We start from the raw sequence: 16,720 nt of genomic DNA, 5'->3' as shown, positions 1-16,720 counted from the left end.
CGTGTGATCGCTCGTCTTCCGGCCTGAAACCGGTGCTATGAATTATCGATGATTCCCTGAACAGCGAATCGCACCGGACAGTCGTTCCTGCCAACCATTTCTCTGATACTGCTGCCATCACTTGTGAAGAACACCAGACTATTCCGGGCCACGCCGAGTTCGTCTATCGCAAGGATGGGAAAGCCGTCCGCCTGATTATTGATATCCAGCGGCTGCAGCACGATCAGTCGCCATCCGTCGAGTGACGGATGCCTGACGGTTGCCGTTGCATTGCCAAGGACTCTCGCGGTTTCCACTTCGTGTCTCACATTTCCAGCGGCACGGGAGCATGGTAGCTCCCGCCGACGTCAGATGATTCTCAGATCTTCCACCATTGCACAACGGCGCTGACGCGTGAATGTCATGGGGCTGGTCACTCCTTCGCCGGTTGGTGTCGCGACACTGAAGGACAGGAAGCCCTCCCCGCCAAGTCCCAGCCCAGCCATGCTCGGTCCATTCTTAACGAACAGTGTCGTGTTCATGATTCGTCCCATCTTCGTGATGGTCTTCACGTCTTTGGAATGAATGATGGCCGTATGTCCGAAGCCATGCTCATATTTCTTCGCAAGAGCAATGGCATGGTCAGCACAGTTACATCGCACAAACGGCACAAAGGGCATCATCTGTTCCTCGCTGACAAACGGATTGTGCTCGTCCGTCTCGCCATAAAGGATCTGCGTGTTTGCAGGAACGTCAATCCCGATCTGAGCGGCCAGCCACGACGGATCCCTGCCAATGTAGTCGCGATTCAGGACATGGTGACCGCCTGGATCACTCGGAGGCGCAAACGCCTTCTCGGTGAACTGCCGGACCTGCTGAGCATTCAGCCGATAGCCGCCGTTATTGCCGACAGCCTCCATCAGCGAGTCGAAGATGTCCCTGACCGCAAACACTTCTTTTTCGCCAATGCACAATAGGTTGTTGTCAAACGCCGCCCCCGCAACGATCGATCGCGCAGCGCTGTCGGGATCGGCGGTTCCATCCACGACGACGGGAGGATTACCCGGACCGGCAACGATGGCCCGCTTGGGACTTCGCAGGGCGGCCCGCGCAACGGCAGGGCCACCTGTCACGACCAACAGCCGGACACCGCGATGGTCAAAGATTGCCTGAGCAGACTCAATTGTGGGACTGCCGATAATCGTTGCCAGATTTCGAAGCCCCGTCGCCTGGTAGATGGCCCTGTTGAAGCGGCGCACGCCTTCCGCGGCTATCTTTGCTCCACTGGGATGCGGGTTAATGACCAGCGAGTTCCCGGCCGCCACCATGTTGACAAAGTTGCCCGCCAGCGTTGGCAGCGAGTGAGTGACTGGCGTGATCGCTCCGATGACGCCAAACGGAGCATATTCCGTGACCGTCAGGCCCAGATCGCCGCTCACTGCATCTGTTCGCAGTGCCTCAACTCCCGGCACAACCCTGATAGCGCGCAGTTTTGCAATCTTATGATCCAGACGTCCGATTCTTGTCTCGGCCAGTTCCATACGGCCGAGTTCCTCGGCCTGTTCATCACAGATGTCCTTGACGATCTGTATGGCCCGCTTCCGCTGCTCCATTGATGCCTGGCTGAGCTGCTCGAATCCTTCCTGAGCCGCCGTCACTGCCGCATCGACATCGTTGAACACGCCCCAGTGGTTATCATTCGATCGAGAGAGTGCCGACGTTCCGTTCCGCGATTCGGTCCGGTCAGACAATTGACTGAGAACCTCCTGGACGATCTGTCGAACTGCTGCTTCTGATGCCTGCATTGCCATTAGCCTTGTAAGAAAAATGCCCTCCCTGGGTTTCGCGAAATCGGCGTCCGAACCTTGCGTTGAATTTCCGGGCCAGTCTCTATCCACAGAAACTGCCTCGCGTTCCTGAATACCGCTAGCTCATCTCAATTTCCTGAAGTCGTTCATGGATCCACGAGTGCACATTCGCCGCTGAAGGAAGGCGAACCGCAATCAGCAGGATCAACACTGCCGCAACCGCCAGATTTCCTCCAAATCGCGAGATGATGTAGGCCACCAGATTGAAGAAGGCCGCAGCCTCAAGCATCGCCATGGCGATGATATGTCGTTGTCGAAATATCGGTAACAATAACCCTGCCTTCGCTGCTACATCTGAGTCACCAAACCTCCGGGAATCAATCCTTCGAATTGCCGCGTGTGCCACGAGTGGCGGAACCAGTATGTGCATCAGAAACTGAAGACCGGCAAATCCGAGTGCCAGCCACGCGACGATGTCAGGTTTCCCGTCAATTGCTCCCTGTGACAGCACCAGTGCGATACCCAGGAAAACCATTGGCCCGATGGCAAGGCCAATGGTGATAAGTTTCAGGCTGCGAACTTCAAATTGAACTTCCGGATCGTAGTGTGGTTCGTTTGTGGTTTCCGGTGCTGAATAGGGGTTCGTCATTGTGGAACATGTTCCCGTCCGGGCCTGAGTTCCGAGGGAGGTAGTCAGGTCCTACGCGGAGCGGCTGTCAAAGATTGTCTTTTCATGAACCCGCACGGAATCGATGATGCCCACGATTGCCGCATCGATGGGCAGGGTCTTCGTTGTCGGCGTAAAGCGGGCACTGCTGCCCTGGACACACAACACGACTTCTCCATGTCCGGCCCCGACGGTATCCACACACACAAACGATCGACCCGTAGGCTGAAGATCGCTTTGGTCCTTTTCGTTGACACGCAGTGGTTCAACGATCAGCAGTTTCTGACCAACCAGCTCACCGACCTTTTGAGTCGAAACGACACTGCCTGTAATCCGTGCCAGAAACATGACCTGAGCCTTTGGTTGCCGTTGCCGGGAAGCGGTGGAATCTGTTGAAGATGGCGTGCGTCGCGGCATCGTGCAGCGGAGCACCTTACATGTTTATGTCCTGTTGCCGCCGATCGCAGCGGCTGTCTGACGAGCAACCACCAGTTCTTCGTTTGTCGGGACTACCCAAACCTGAACCTGGCTGTCATCACTGCTGAGGCACGCTTCCTTCCCTCTGCAGACTGCCGAGTTCCTGCTGTCATCCAGCCGAATTCCTGCCCATTCCATATTGCGGCAGACGTTGCTCCGGATGCGTTCGCTGTTTTCTCCAATACCTCCGGTAAAAACGATCACGTCTGTGCCGCCAAGTAGTGCCAGATAGGAACCCACATGCGAACGGATCGACGCTTCAAAAAGCCGGAGAGCCATCTCCGCGCGGTCATGACCGTCTGCCGCGGCGACTTCCAGATCGCGGCAGTCTCCGCTCAGACCACTGACTCCCAGCAATCCGCCTTTGGAACTCATTTCCTCCAGCACCTGCTCAAAAGTCAGCCCCGTGGCCTTCATGATTACAGGGATCGCGTAGGCATCAAAATCGCCGACGCGATTGTTGTTGGGCAATCCTCCCTGCGGGCTCATTCCCATTGAGGTTACAAGACTCGTCCCACTGTGAATCGCACAAACGGACGCGCTGCCGCCAAGGTGACAGCTAATGACCTTCAAGTCCTCCCGACCGAGCAATTCCGCGACTCGACCGGAAATGAACCGGTGACTGGCTCCATGAAATCCCCATCGGCGGATTTCGTAGTCCGTGTACCATTTGTAGGGAACTGCGTATGCACGATGTTCGAACGGTATTGTCTCGTGAAACCCGGTTTCCAGGGCTGCCACAAGAGGAATTTCCGGGAACGCCTGCCGCAATTGCCGCATCGCCCTGACATAAGGGGGATTGTGTGCAGGAGCGATCTCGGACAGCGCTTCCATCCGTTCAAGAAGTTCCTCATCGACGAGTCGAACGCCGCTGAGTCTTCCCGCAAACACGGCCTTGAAGCCGATGCCAGCGACGTCACTGACGGAACTCAGACATCCGCGAGCCGGATCGGTGAGCTGGTTCAGACAGATTGCCACAGCAACGGCGTGATCAGGCACGTGCTGCCGGCTCTCAGTCTTATAGTCACCGATTTCGACTGCACAATGACTTTCCGGTTCCCCAATCCTGTCGATTCCCCCGCGCGCAAGCTGAGACTCGTCCGAGAGATCGAACAGCCGGTACTTAAAGCTTGTCGAACCAAGATTTGCGACAAGAACCTTCATTTGTCCTGCCCTAGACAAACTGGTCCAGCAGTGCCTGGTCCGGCCGGGGAATCAGATGAGCACTGACGAGTTCGCCGGTTTGCGAAGCAGCCGATGCTCCCGCGTCGACAGCGGCCCGAACGGAGCCGACATCGCCGCGAATAATGGTTGTTACGTACGCCCCGCCGATTTGAACCTGTTTGACAAGGGTCACGTTGGCGGCTTTCAGCATCGCATCGGATGCCTGGATCTGTGCGACGAGACCCTTTGTCTCAATCATGCCAATTGCTTCTGACATCGTTGGTGTTCCTGAATAGAAATGGTTTGTCGGACGTGGAAGAACGGGAACAGGACTACTTTGCCGCGGTGCGGCGCTTGGGAAGAATCCCGATCAGTTCTTCATGGGGGCGGGGAATGACTTCCACGCTGACGACTTCACCCAGCTTGGATGCCGCCTGAGCGCCGGCGTCGATCGCCGCTTTGACAGCCGCCACGTCACCGACGATAAATGCTGTCACCAGACCGCTGCCGACCTTGTCCCAGCCAATCATCTCGACGTTGGCTGCCTTCAACATCGAATCGACGGCTTCGAGCATACAGACGAAGCCCTTCGTTTCGATCAATCCCAGTGCTTCCATTGTTTTTGCCATTTTCAATGTTCTCCGGCCTCTGACGCCGAGTCCCCGACGCGTCGGCAAATTTGATGGGCAGCACTCCGTGACCGCCTGGTAGGTAACAATTGACAGGGAATCGTAAGCAATGGCCGGCTGCTGATTTCCGGATCACTGCTTATGATTCACCGCCGTTAGTGCTGACAGCGGCACGGCGCCGGCTTCACAAGTTCCACTTTTGTGGCATTCTCCAGATTGACGGCATTGCCTTCGTCTGTGTCCAGGTGGACCTCCAGCTTGATATTGTCTCCCGCACGCACGACCAGATCTTCCAGAACTGTGGTGCAGCCCGGCGATTCGACGCGAAGGTGAAGTGTGTCCTGGTCGGCAACGCCGTAATACAGCAGGTCCGCCGGCCCCATATGCACGTGACGCATGGCGCGAATCACGCCCTGAGGCAATTCCACGACTCCCTTTGGTCCCACCAGAATACACCCCGGCGTTCCCTGGACATTTCCGCTGATTCGCACCGGCAGGTCGATGCCCATCGAGATGCCGTCAGTAAAGGCAAGTTCCACCTGCGAATCGCCCCGACACGGCCCCAGCACTCGAACGTTTGGGATCATTCGTCGACGAGGACCGACAACCGCAACCGTCTCCTCCGCAGCGTAGTAACCGGTCTGGTACAGGTCCTTTTGAGGTGTCAGTGTTGCCCCGCGTCCGAACAGAATCTCCACATGTTGCTGAGTCAGGTGAACATGCCGCGCTGAGATGTTCACGACGAGCGGACTGCGGTCTGCCGCCGAGGCGATCTCCGCTGCGTTTGTTCCACTGCCGCGAAGTACGGGAATTCCTCCGGCGACGGCGCTCCGTCTGCCGGAATGGCGAGCGAGTACGTCACGCACAATTCGCTCGACATCACTTCGCTGAATCGCTGCCGCTGATACCACAATGCTCTCCTCAATCCCCCGCCGACTACGCCACTGTTCCTGCAATCAGATCCACAACTTCCATCGCAATCCCTTTCGCTCGCAGATCCCTTTGCCACTCGTCCGAGATTCCGTCATCCGTCACGATTTCGTCGACCGCATCCAGCGGGCACAACTGTGACAGCGCCCGGCGACCGAACTTGCCGCTGTCGGCCACCAGCGTCACTCGCTGCGCCGCGCGAATCATCTCGCGTTCAGTTTCCACAAGCAGGGCATTGCTGTTGAACAGCCCCTCCGCCGTGATTCCGCCGGCACTCATGACCAGACGCGACACATTGATGTTTTTCAGGGCATCCACAGCCATCGCGCCGAGCGCCACACCTGTTTTCGGATAGACATAGCCACCAATGAAAATCAATTCGATCTCATGCTGATTCATCAGCAGCGATGCAATCGGCAGTGAGTTTGTCACCACCTGAAGTGACTTCCCCGCCAGATTTCTGGCTACCTCCAATGTCGTCGTGCCGCCGTCCAGCAGAACTGTCTCCCCCGCCGAAATCAGCTCCGCCGTGTGGCGGGCGATTCGACGCTTTTCTGTGGACGCCTGGTGTCGCCGCACGTCGAAATCCGTCAGCGACTCTCCCGCGTAGGCAGCTCCGCCGCGAGTGCGGCTGATCTGACCCATCGCATCGAGATACTCCAGATCTCGCCGAACGGTGGATTCACTGGCTCCCAGATCGGCGACAAGCTGCTGCAACGACACAAACCCGGATGCTTCCGTGACTTGAAGGATTTTCGATCGTCTTTCGTCAACAAGCATCAGAGAGTCGCCCAGATTCAGTCACATAGTTGACAGATTATGAAATGAAATGGTTTCTGATGCAAGCAATGAGCGAAATAATTAGACAGATAATGATTGGTAGTCTCCCAGAGTCGGCAACCAACGTGAATTCTCTGATGCGAAAACTCTACCACGTTTCGCGCAGAATGTTGCGAAAAGGCCACGTCCGACGGCTCGCCGGCGCACGGAACGACTGGCTGTTCCGGTTCTGACGGTAATCAAGGCAGGCCGATGCCAGCCGTGGATCTCCACAAGCTGTCAGCCGATTGGCGGGGGCGTCGCGTTCCGCGGTCGGTGACCGAAGCCGTTCGGCGCAGCGACGCGTCAGTGCAGGAGCCGCACTCGGTGATTGTTGCTGTCACCGATGTAGATTTTGCCGGCGGAATCGACGAAGACCCCGTGAGGCCGGTCCATGCGGCAGTGCTTCGGGTCGCCGTCGGGGCCATTTCCCTGGCTGCCATCGCCTGCCAGAGTTTCAATGGTTCCATCCGCGGCACGAACCACCCGGATCGTGTGGCTTTCTGTGTCCGCAAAAACGATGTCACCGTTGGGAGCGACACTGATCCCTTTGGGGCCGGACAGGCGTGCCTGCCTGGCGGGACCGCCGTCTCCGAGATAACCGCTTTCGCCGGTGCCCGCGAGGTGATGCAGCGTGCGAGTGTTCAGGTCTATTCGGAAGATCGCGTTTCCTTCGCGAAGTGCCAGAACCAGGCTTCCCGTTCCATCGAAATCCAGTGCTCGCGGACCGTTCAGAGAAGTGCCGGCAACGTTGGCTCCGTTGGGAGTCGGCAGTCGTTCTCCGGTACCGCTGAACGTCTCGATGCGGCCTGTTGCCAGATCAACGAGTCGAATCCGGTGATTGCCGATGTCGCAAATGTATAGGTGACCGCTGTGGTCCAGGGCGATCGAATGCGGCTGTTTCAACTGCGCGGCGACGGCCGGTCCGCCATCGCCGCTGAAACCCGGTGTCCCGGTACCGGCGACGAGCGTCATTTGATTCGTTTTCGCGTCGACCCGGCGGACGACGTGATTCTGCATCTCGACGAAGTACATGTTCCCATCGGTGTCGAATCGCACTTCGTAGGGTTCGTTCAGCCGGGCATCAATCGCAGGGCCACCATTGCCGGAGTAGCCCTTTTCTCCGCAACCGGCAACCGTGGTAATGATGTTCGTGTCGGGATCGATGCGGCGAATGACGTGGGATCCGACTTCGCAAACGTAGAGCGCCTTGTCCGGGCCGATGACGATGCCGAAAGGCTGGGAAATCGCCGCATCCGTCGCCGCGCCGCCGTCACCGGAATAACCATCGGCACCGTTGCCGGCGACAGTTTTTACGGACAGCTCCGAAGCTTGCACCGGCGTTATGCAGAGCGAAACCAAAAGAACGGCGACTGATGGCAGGCGAATCATGGCGAAGGTTCCGGAGGCGGCAATTCCGCAAACAACGTGACGGAGCGGGACGCGATGTCGAACTGTCGACGCCTTGACTATCGAGGATTGAGCCGCAAATTTCCAACGTGAAACCGCGAGGCCGGCGCTGTTGGTGTCGTGAGCGTCACGACGGCGTCGCATCAATTCGGCGGCGGATCGCGGCGGAATTTCTATTCGGTGGCCAGGTTTTCCCGGATGGACACGGTGGCCGCGCGCCGGATGGCGAAAACAGATGCGACGCTGCCGATCGCGGCAACGGCAGCCAGCGTGATTCCCAGCGGTTCCCACGGCACGTCGGCTCCCGTGCTGAGCAGGTGCGGAAGCATCGCCAGCAGTGCGGATGCAGCACCCAGTCCGATTCCCCAGAACAGCAGCAGCCAGTTTTCGATCAGAATAACGCGGCAAACTCGCAGCGTTGTGAAACCGACGGCTCGCAGCAGCGCGATTTCGCGGCGTCGTTCAATCACGTTTCTCATCATGACGGCTGCCAGACCGAACGTACCCACCAGCAATCCGAGCCCTCCCAGCATCTGAAACGTTGACAGGTAGGTATTCTGCACGGCGAGGAATCCCGCGAGCCGCTGAGCGACCGGTTCGGTATCCATGCCGAAGGAATTCAGGCTGCCTTCCAGCGCGGCTGCTGCTTTGTCGGCGTTTTCCGGTTTCGACACTTCAACCAGGAAGTAGCGATCGCCGGAAACGTCCGCGTCAACTCGATGAAGGTTCTCGGTGCTGAGGATCAGGGCTCCCTGCAGCACGCTGCCGTCCAGCATCCCGACAATCTGCAAAGCGAACTGCGGCGAGATTTCATCGGGAACCAGAACAACGTCACCGATAGCTTTTTTCAGACTGAACTGCAGTGTGTTCATGTCGCCGATGACGGGAATTGCCGGCAGGCCATCGTTGTCGGGAAGCGATTCTGTCAGCAATTCCCACGGGTTCTCGCCGGGTGTCTTCGCGAAACGAAAGCCGCCGCGACTGATGAATTCGCGCGATGCTCCCAGCAGAGTCGGGACGCGTGCCTGATACAGGTTCGCGCAGCTTGCGTCCTGTCCGGGTTTCATTGAAAACGAGTAGACCCTGGTCCCGGCGGGCAGTGCCGGTTTGTTTGGCGCCGACCCGAAACCAAGTTTCGTTCGGCCATCGTCCGTGTTCACGTCGAACAGAATGGGCTGCGACGATTCGGCGACCAGCGTAAAGCCTCCGTTGCCCGACCGGATGTCCGGCGTTTCGGACAACGGGTTCCGCCGTCCGGCGCCGACCGCGACGATGACGAACGTCGCGAAGGCGATCAGGGCCGTGGTCAGCAGGCTGCGCTGTCGGCTGCGAGCGGCATTTGCCAGAGCCAGTCCGGTCAGTCCACGAGCGACAGTGGACACATTGTCGGCGGACGCTCGACGCAGCAGAAGTCCCTGCAGCACGAACAGACCGGCGGTCAGGCACGCGAATCCGGCGACAAAGAAACACACGACGTTCCATGTCAGACCCTCGAACGCTTCGCCCTGAGGAATGACGCCGAACACGACGGCCAGCGGAATTCCAATTGCCAGCAGCACCGCACCCCAGCGACAAATCGTCATCACTCGCAGCCACGCCGACCGGCCACCGGCAGCGGGCGATGCGTTTTCGTCGGCGGTCCCGGTCAGCAGTTCGCGCACGGGAACGCGGCGGTAAGCACGGACGGCTGTCCAGATGACAAACCCTGCCAGCAGCATCGAGATACCCGCCGCCACGGCGAGCCGCGAAGGCCGCACGTCCGGAAGCAGAAACTGTGTTCCGATGGCGCCGACCCACCAGGTCGTCAATCCATGGATCATTAGCCTGGCAAAACCGACAGCCGCGAAGGTCCCCACAAGTGCGCCCGATGCCGCAACAACCAGGCCTTCCGCAAGAAAGAACCACCGGACGCGTCCGGACGGCCAGCCGACGGCCTGCAGCAGTCCCAGTTGAGATACTCGCTGCTGAATACCAAGACGAAACATCAGCGCCGCCAGGATGATGGCGGACAAGATCAGAAAGAAGCTGAAGCCGATGAAAAGCTGCGTGAAGTCGTTGGCTCCGACGGCCGCCGTCAGTCCTTCTGCCAGCACCGGACGGAAGAACAGGCCCAGCGCTGTCGGATCGATGTTTGCCACAATCTGATTCGTGATTCGGTTGGTGAGACTTTCCCGCTGAGCTTCCGTCAGAGAACTCAGGCCGCCAACGGGCGCGATGCGAATGGACGTGTACCGGCCGAAGCGGCTGCTCCAGAGGTCTTCCGCCGTTGCCAGCGACACGAAAGCCTTTGGAGTCGCCCGATGAGCGGCCCAGTAAGCGTCGTCTCGTTCGGTGATGCGGCTCATTTCCATTTCAAACGGCTGGTTCCAGTCACTGAACGATTCGACGTCGGTAATGCCCGGCACGTGCGGGGTCAGGTTCACGTCGACGGTCTGCGGGTCGTCGTCGGGAAAAATGCCCTGCACCGTGAAGTCACGTTCGATCTCCGGCAGTTCGCCATGGCTGCCGACATCATGCCAGCGAGCTTTGACGGTCCCGCCGACGTCCACCTGAAGATCCGCGGCAAGCCACGCCGACAGCAGCAGGTCATGGTCTCTCAGTTGCGGAACCGGCTTGCCATCACGCAAACGGTAGCTATCCGAAGCCTGCCGATCCTGAAACGGAATGCCGGCGACGATGGAATACATCGAATAGCGTTTGTCGCCGGAATCACGGTCCGCCGCGGCGATTTCGTTGGCGAGATACACCAGTGTCGGTTCGGCGCTGAGTCCCAGTTCTTCCGCGGCGGCAAGAACCGCATCGGAGAGCGGATCGGGAAGAATCATGCGATCGCTCTCCGCCGAGATGTAGCCGCGATCGGTGATCGGCCGCAGGCGCAGGCCGACGTCATCCGGCGTGATCTGCGACTTGATCGCTTCGGCGAGACCACTGTCATCGGCGAGAGCTCCCGCCGCAGCCGAAATGCCTGCAGCGGTGTCCGGAGTTGTTTCGGAACTCGCCAGCATTGCATTGATGCGAGCCGGTTTGGCAACCGCGCTGCGACGTCCGGCATCGATCTCTTCCAGCCCCATGCTGCCGTTTGCAGCGTGTCCAGAGCCAGAAACGCGTTGTACGGAAGCTGCTGCGCCGGAGTCAGCGAGAACCGCGACGCGCCGGTGGATTCGCTCAGCACGTGGCTGACGGTGGCCTGAATCTCCAGCGTCGTTTCGTCGCGTTCGCCCAGCAGGCTGTCTCGCGGAATCGACGACGGCAGTTCGACCCACAGCGAAACGGTGTCACCGGATTTCACGTGAAGTTCCATCGCCGTGCGATACCCCAGAACAACTTCGCGATCGCCCGGAAGCGGAGTGTCGGACGTTTCCAGCAGGCTCCAGCCGTCATTGGTGATTCCGGTGATCGTCACGGAACCGGCTCGGTGAATGGACTGGTCGTCGTGTGCTTCAACGCTTCCGGTCAGCAGAATCGCGGGTGGCCACAGTTCCGGCACCGGATTGCTTCTGAACCTCCGCCGCCAGATCCTGCCGAAAGAAAGTCGGTGCTCTGCGCGACATGCGTGATCCGCCCCAGCCGCTGCAGCGTCATCTGCCTCAGGCTGTATCGCACACTGTCACCAACGATCAGCGACCCGCCAATCACGGCCGTCGAAATGGCGACGGCCAGCATCACGACGAAGTTGATTCGCCGATAATAAACGGCGCTTTGGAGGATGTAGCGGAGCATGTCGGGGAACAATCGCGAACCAGGCGATGAGGAGTGAAAGTCAAGTTCGGAATCGGCGATATTGGCCGTGGTACCGGCGATTCCCGAGAACACGCTGATTGAATGCTGCTGAGTTGTCGGCGGTTGCGGATGAAATACCGTAGCAACGCCGCACCAATAGTCGAAAGCGCGCGGCCCATCGGCAAGACTTCACCCGACGGCCGCGTGATATTCGACGTGGCCGGCGTTCAGGCTGATGTGGTCGGGAAACTTTTCGGCAAGTTCGGTGCTGTGAGTCACGCACAACAGGGCTGCGTCGTTTTCGGTGGCGACTTCCAGCAGTAACTGTCCGACGGAATCCGCTGTTGCCGGGTCGAGATTTCCGGTCGGCTCATCGGCCAGCAGCAGCGATGGCTGGTAGATCAACGCTCGGCACACGGCGACTCGCTGCCGTTCGCCACCCGACAGTGCGGCCGGGCGGTGAGTCATTCGATGCTGCAGGCCGACACGTTCCAGCAGCGACGTCGCTCGCTGCATTGCGGCCTGTCGATCGCCGACGAAGCCGGCCAGGGTTGGCAGCAGGACGTTTTCCAGAACGCTGCACTGGGGCAGAAGCTGATGTTCCTGGAAGATGAAACCGATGTGCTGGTTGCGGAATGCCGCCAGTTTCGAGCCGCGAAGTGTCCACGGGTTTTCACCGAGAATCTGAATGGTGCCCGACGTCGGCTGGTCGAGTGTCCCGGCGAGGTGCAGCAGAGTGCTCTTTCCGCAGCCGGACGGTCCCTGAATTGCCACGGCGGTATTCGACATGACCTGCAGATTGACGTCCGAAAGAATTGTGAGCCGACCGCCGGCCGTTTCAAACGTGCGGCTGACATTGTGCATCTGAAGAACAATTGGCATTGGGAATTGTCGCTGGAGACCTGAGGTTTGAGGCAGGAGATTTGAGATTTCAGATTCGAGATTCCAGATTTGAGATTGGTTCCCCGTTATTCCCTGAGTGCTTTGAATTCACTCATGGCGCCGTTCCAAAGCGCGTCCAGCTCCGCGACGCGATCGGGGAATTCGGCGGCCACGTCGTGTTGTTCGGCGCGATCGGTGCTCAGGTTGTAGAGTTCCCAGGGATCGTTCTTCGCGGCGACCAGTTTCCAGTCGCCGACTCGAATGGCTCGGTTTCCTTCATGCAGCCACCACAGGAATTCGTGTTCGACCGAACCATCCTGTGCCAGGGCAGGCTGCAGACTCATTCCGGGCGCTGCAGGAACCGGTTTGCCGTTCCACTCATCGATTGGCTTCGTTCCGCAGACGTCGAGAATTGTGGGAACGATGTCGATCACGTGTCCGGGATTTGTTCGCAGTTCGCCTTTTTCGGCGATTCCGGCGGGCCAGTGTACGATCAGCGGTGTGGAAATCCCGCCTTCATGGACCCACGTCTTGTGCCGACGAAACGGAGTGTTGCAGGTCGTCGACCATCCAGGGCCGAGACACAGATACGTCTGTGCCGAACCCGGCTCGGCTTCCGGGTCGTGGCCGTCATCACGGACCATGATTTCCGCGCTGGCTCCGTTGTCTGACAGGAAGAAAATCAGTGTGTTGTCGAACGCGTCCATTTGTTTGAGCTGCTGCAGAACTCGACCGAATTCCTGATCGAGCCGGTCCACCATCGCGGCGTGCAGCGCCATTTTTGTGGCCTGGAACCTTTTCTGGCCGTCCGTCAGTGAATCCCACGGCAGCGGGCGATTGACTTCGCCGCTTCCGAGGATTTTCAGGTGTTCAGGAAAATCGTACGGCGGTCCCAGATCGCGTTCGACTTCGGACAGCGTGCCGTCCAGCAGTCCTGTTTCCTGTTGGCGCTGCCAGCGTTCTGCGCGAACAACTTCCCAGCCTTCAAGATAACGGTCTCTGTACTTCGCGACGTCTTCGGGCAGCGCTTGCAGCGGGAAATGCGGAGCCGTGAACGCCAGATAGTGAAAGAACGGCTGATCGCTGTGCTGTGACGCATGTCCCTGCAGACATTCGATGGCGTGATCGGCGATTGCCGTTGTTCCATAGAATCCGCTGCTGATTTCCACGGCAGGCAGTTTCCTGTCGTCCTTCCAGTGTCTTTGCGGATTGAAGAACCGGCCCTGATCCTGAAGCAGATAGCTGCGATCGAATCCGCCGGCGATCGGCATGCCGTCGAGATGCCATTTGCCGGAGTGGTACGAACGGTATCCCGCGCGCTTGAGCATTTCCGGAAGCAGGCGAGCCCATTCCGGCCGCGGGTTTCCGCTGCCGCCGCCGCCACCCGTGCCGGGCAGCGCGTCGCGGTTGACCTGCTGAGCATAGTAGCCGGTCATCAGCACGGCACGCGTCGGCCAGCAGCGGGCCGTGTTGTAGAACTGAGTGAACCGCAGTCCGCTGGCTGCAAGACTGTCCAGGTTCGGCGTGCTGATTTCACCGCCGTAGCAGCCGAGGTCGGAGTAGCCGAGGTCGTCGGCCAGGACCAGTAGCACGTTCGGGCGCTTTGACGGATCGGCGTGGGCAATTGCGGAAAACGCCGATAACGTCACAGCGGCGGTCGTCACCGCCAGCGTCAGGTGAGTTCGCAGTGTCACGGGATCCCTTTCGAATGGCGACGTGAAACGCAACACCGGCGTTGGTTCGCGCTGCGGCGCGTGCGAGTTCGGAGGTCACGCCTCGACGATACCAAGTCCGAACGTCTTCTCCCACCATCCGGCTCACGTCCGCGACGGCTCGCGCGAGTCATTACGACGCGGCGCGGGTCGTGTTTGGTTCAGCGATGTCGGAATCGGCGTGGTCTTCGGGAGCAGCCTCGGCGTCACGGTCGAACGCCGGCAGCACCGGTCGTTCCAGCGAACCGGCCATTGGTCGCACGGCGATCGTGCGGCTGACGAGTACCCGCAGCGCCGACGTTGTCGACTGCACGGTCGACTGAACAACCGCTCGTCGTCCCGGGATCAGCAGCAGCGATGCCAGACGAGCCACCGACGAAAACCCGAACAGCATCAGATAGGCGGACCCGTTTCGGCCAAGCAGCGACAGAAACACGGCACCAATCAGCGAACCGAGCACCATCGCGGCTGAGTTTCCGAGGTTGTAGATCGTCAGCACCCGGACGCGCCGTTCGATGGGAATCTGACGAAAGAACTGCAGCAGCATCGATAGTTCGTAGCAGGCCCAGACCAGCCCGCTGTAGATCTGAAATGCGGCCAGACTCCAGAACGTCTGCGAAATCATCCACAGCGCCGAGGTGGGGATGACTCCCAGGCCTCCGATCCACATCAGCCGATTGACTCCGGCGCGATTCGCGAGTTTCGCGGCCCACGGCAGAGCCAGCATCTTTCCGATGAAACACAGTGACAGCAGGATCATGTAGTCGATCCACGACAGCTTCAGTGTTCCCAGCATGTACGGAGTGAAGTAGGGGCCGGCGATGTACACGGCAGTCTGAACGGTCACCAGATACAGAATGAAGCGTTCAGCCGGACCGGAGGTTTTCAACCGGTTCAGCATCCCGATCGATTCGACGTTCGGACCGGTTCGCCTGAGCCTGGGGACGGCGGTGCGGTCGTTCGAGCCTTCTGACTGCCGTGCCAGCATCGCCGCCGAAACAAATCTCGACGCGGCCGCGATGCCGAACAGCCATGCGAATACCAGCAGCGGATTTGACAGCGACGTCGAAAATTTCAGCAGCACGCCGCCCAGGACGAGCCCCAGCAGGACCCCGAAATGGCTCAGACGTCCGCGCCGCGCGAAGAAGCCGGCTCGCAGGCTTGACGGAACCAGTTCTTCGGCCCAGGTATTCCATGCGGGTCCCGTCGACAGGCCGGCCGCCCAGTAAAGCGTTGCAAACAGGAACACGGTCCACGTCGGCAGTTGCGGGCGAATGGCGGTCAGCATCAGTCCCAGCAGACTGCCGGCCTGCAGCGCCGCTGTCAGCACGACGAATCGCCGATACGACTGCATGTATCGCAGAGCGGTCGGTGCGACGAGCTGCAGCAGGCTGCCCGCGAGGATCGGCACCGTCGCGATGAGTGCGGCGGCGAGTTCGCCTTTTCCGGACGACAGCACAAACGCCGGAAGATAGGTTTCCCCGATTCCCACCATGATGCTGAACGCGAATCCGTCTGCGCTCATGGCCAGCAGATTTCGTCGCAGCGCTTCAGAGCGATCAGCGGAAGGAGCGCGGGCGATCATTGCGACAGTCTGGGGATTCGAAACGGCGAAGTGGCTGGTGACGAGTGGCGTGTGAACATTGCCGGCGAGTTCGCTGTCAGGCAACGATCCTGCGGTGTCACGTTCCCGGTTTCGCGGGACGTCAGGGCGCCGGCGATGATTGCCGTGGCGGCTGCCGTGACGCTGACAGGCACGAATTCCGCAGACGCTTGTGCGGAAGTCTAAGGCCGGGCATGGAAGCGGGACAGTGGAAAGAAGCAAAGTCGCACGGTTGAGACTTGGCGGGCGAACCGGCGGTCGCCCCGCAACCCTGCGGTGCATCGACGTCGGCTGGCCGACGGTTGCCGCAGGATCCGCGTGTCCGTCGCGCTACAGTCCGTGCGTCGCTTCGCTGCGCAGGGAGCGGCCTCGCTGAATCAGATTCGTCGGATTGTCCACCTGTTTCGGCCGCATCTGAATCTGAATCCGCCGGTGGTCACGGACGTGAGTTCCCAGGAAGTTGTCGCTGAAAAAGTCCAGCGGGAATTTCTGATACCACGGAGCGTTGATGTCGACCAGTTGCGTCTGCGTTTCAAATCCGTCCTTCAGCAACTGAACTTCGCGTGTGCCGTAGTACGTGAAATCGACGGAAGCGGGCGTGTAGCCGATATCTCGACCGTCAACCTTGACTAATGCTCCCGGCGGATCCGAATGAATCGTCACGCGCCGGTGAACGCAGCCGATCTGCAGCAGCAGAATCACAAATGCCGGTAGCAGGAGGCGTATGGACATGACATTCAGAAAGCAGTCGAAACGAATGTTCCGCGGGTTCCGGACGAAAAGACCGCCAAACGCGGGAGGGGATCGTACGCGATCCGCCGGATTCGCTAAAAGGTCAGATTCGCGGCTGTTAAGCGCGTGGGGAGGAGCGGGTGATCCGTCTGCGGGTGACTGTGCAGGAACCGCGTACCGCGCGGTCA

The 16,720-nt window shown here is 59.5% G+C and carries 17 protein-coding genes; all 17 read right to left on the bottom strand.

The window, feature by feature from the left end; translation table 11 throughout:
* Nucleotides 1-35: 35 nt before the first annotated feature.
* The 17 genes from R3C19_18245 to R3C19_18165 all read right to left on the bottom strand — a co-directional run bounded on the left by R3C19_18245 (nt 36) and on the right by R3C19_18165 (nt 16,532).
* Nucleotides 36-296, bottom strand: a complete 261-nt coding sequence (locus tag R3C19_18245) for a EutN/CcmL family microcompartment protein (protein ID MEZ6062286.1) — start codon at nt 294-296, stop codon at nt 36-38.
* Nucleotides 297-347: 51 nt separating this feature from the next.
* Nucleotides 348-1,784: an aldehyde dehydrogenase family protein gene (locus R3C19_18240; GenBank protein MEZ6062285.1), complete on the bottom strand. Its 1,437-nt coding sequence runs from the start codon at nt 1,782-1,784 to the stop codon at nt 348-350.
* Nucleotides 1,785-1,905: 121 nt separating this feature from the next.
* Nucleotides 1,906-2,436 carry a hypothetical protein gene (locus R3C19_18235; protein ID MEZ6062284.1) on the bottom strand — a complete coding sequence of 177 codons (531 nt, stop codon included), beginning with the start codon at nt 2,434-2,436 and terminating at the stop codon, nt 1,906-1,908.
* Between the two features lie 51 nt (nt 2,437-2,487).
* A complete protein-coding gene (locus R3C19_18230) occupies nt 2,488-2,871 on the bottom strand; it encodes a EutN/CcmL family microcompartment protein (GenBank protein MEZ6062283.1) in 384 nt (127 codons plus the stop codon).
* Nucleotides 2,872-2,895: 24 nt separating this feature from the next.
* Complete coding sequence (locus R3C19_18225) at nt 2,896-4,095, bottom strand: acetate/propionate family kinase (GenBank protein MEZ6062282.1); 1,200 nt, start codon at nt 4,093-4,095, stop codon at nt 2,896-2,898.
* A 10-nt stretch (nt 4,096-4,105) separates the two neighbouring features.
* Entirely contained in the window at nt 4,106-4,372 is a 267-nt protein-coding gene (locus R3C19_18220) for a BMC domain-containing protein (GenBank protein ID MEZ6062281.1), read from the bottom strand.
* A gap of 55 nt (nt 4,373-4,427) precedes the next feature.
* Nucleotides 4,428-4,724 carry a BMC domain-containing protein gene (locus R3C19_18215; protein MEZ6062280.1) on the bottom strand — a complete coding sequence of 99 codons (297 nt, stop codon included), beginning with the start codon at nt 4,722-4,724 and terminating at the stop codon, nt 4,428-4,430.
* Nucleotides 4,725-4,879: 155 nt separating this feature from the next.
* Entirely contained in the window at nt 4,880-5,635 is a 756-nt protein-coding gene (gene pduL / locus R3C19_18210; GenBank protein MEZ6062279.1) for a phosphate propanoyltransferase, read from the bottom strand.
* A gap of 25 nt (nt 5,636-5,660) precedes the next feature.
* Nucleotides 5,661-6,434: a DeoR/GlpR family DNA-binding transcription regulator gene (locus R3C19_18205; protein MEZ6062278.1), complete on the bottom strand. Its 774-nt coding sequence runs from the start codon at nt 6,432-6,434 to the stop codon at nt 5,661-5,663.
* Between the two features lie 345 nt (nt 6,435-6,779).
* Nucleotides 6,780-7,865: a hypothetical protein gene (locus R3C19_18200; protein MEZ6062277.1), complete on the bottom strand. Its 1,086-nt coding sequence runs from the start codon at nt 7,863-7,865 to the stop codon at nt 6,780-6,782.
* Nucleotides 7,866-8,056: 191 nt separating this feature from the next.
* The gene (locus R3C19_18195) at nt 8,057-10,708 is read right to left on the bottom strand and encodes an FtsX-like permease family protein (protein MEZ6062276.1); all 2,652 of its coding nucleotides are present in this window, start codon (nt 10,706-10,708) and stop codon (nt 8,057-8,059) included.
* Entirely contained in the window at nt 10,705-11,370 is a 666-nt protein-coding gene (locus tag R3C19_18190) for a hypothetical protein (protein MEZ6062275.1), read from the bottom strand. Before R3C19_18190 ends, R3C19_18195 begins: the two co-directional genes overlap by 4 nt.
* Nucleotides 11,337-11,696, bottom strand: a complete 360-nt coding sequence (locus tag R3C19_18185; protein ID MEZ6062274.1) for a hypothetical protein — start codon at nt 11,694-11,696, stop codon at nt 11,337-11,339. The genes R3C19_18190 and R3C19_18185 overlap by 34 nt, the downstream gene beginning before the upstream one ends.
* Nucleotides 11,697-11,792: 96 nt before the next feature.
* Nucleotides 11,793-12,485: an ABC transporter ATP-binding protein gene (locus tag R3C19_18180; GenBank protein ID MEZ6062273.1), complete on the bottom strand. Its 693-nt coding sequence runs from the start codon at nt 12,483-12,485 to the stop codon at nt 11,793-11,795.
* Between the two features lie 86 nt (nt 12,486-12,571).
* The gene (locus tag R3C19_18175) at nt 12,572-14,179 is read right to left on the bottom strand and encodes an arylsulfatase (GenBank protein ID MEZ6062272.1); all 1,608 of its coding nucleotides are present in this window, start codon (nt 14,177-14,179) and stop codon (nt 12,572-12,574) included.
* 151 nt (nt 14,180-14,330) lie between these two features.
* Nucleotides 14,331-15,722, bottom strand: coding sequence for an MFS transporter (locus tag R3C19_18170; protein MEZ6062271.1), 1,392 nt, complete (start codon nt 15,720-15,722; stop codon nt 14,331-14,333).
* Nucleotides 15,723-16,130: 408 nt separating this feature from the next.
* On the bottom strand, nt 16,131-16,532 hold the full coding sequence (locus R3C19_18165; GenBank protein MEZ6062270.1) for a PEGA domain-containing protein: 402 nt from the start codon (nt 16,530-16,532) through the stop codon (nt 16,131-16,133).
* Between the last annotated feature and the right edge of the window lie 188 nt (nt 16,533-16,720).

Source organism: Planctomycetaceae bacterium (genome assembly GCA_041398785.1).
In the GTDB taxonomy this organism is placed as follows: Bacteria; Planctomycetota; Planctomycetia; order Planctomycetales; family Planctomycetaceae; genus JAWKUA01.
This window is presented reverse-complemented; position numbering and strand designations above follow the sequence as displayed.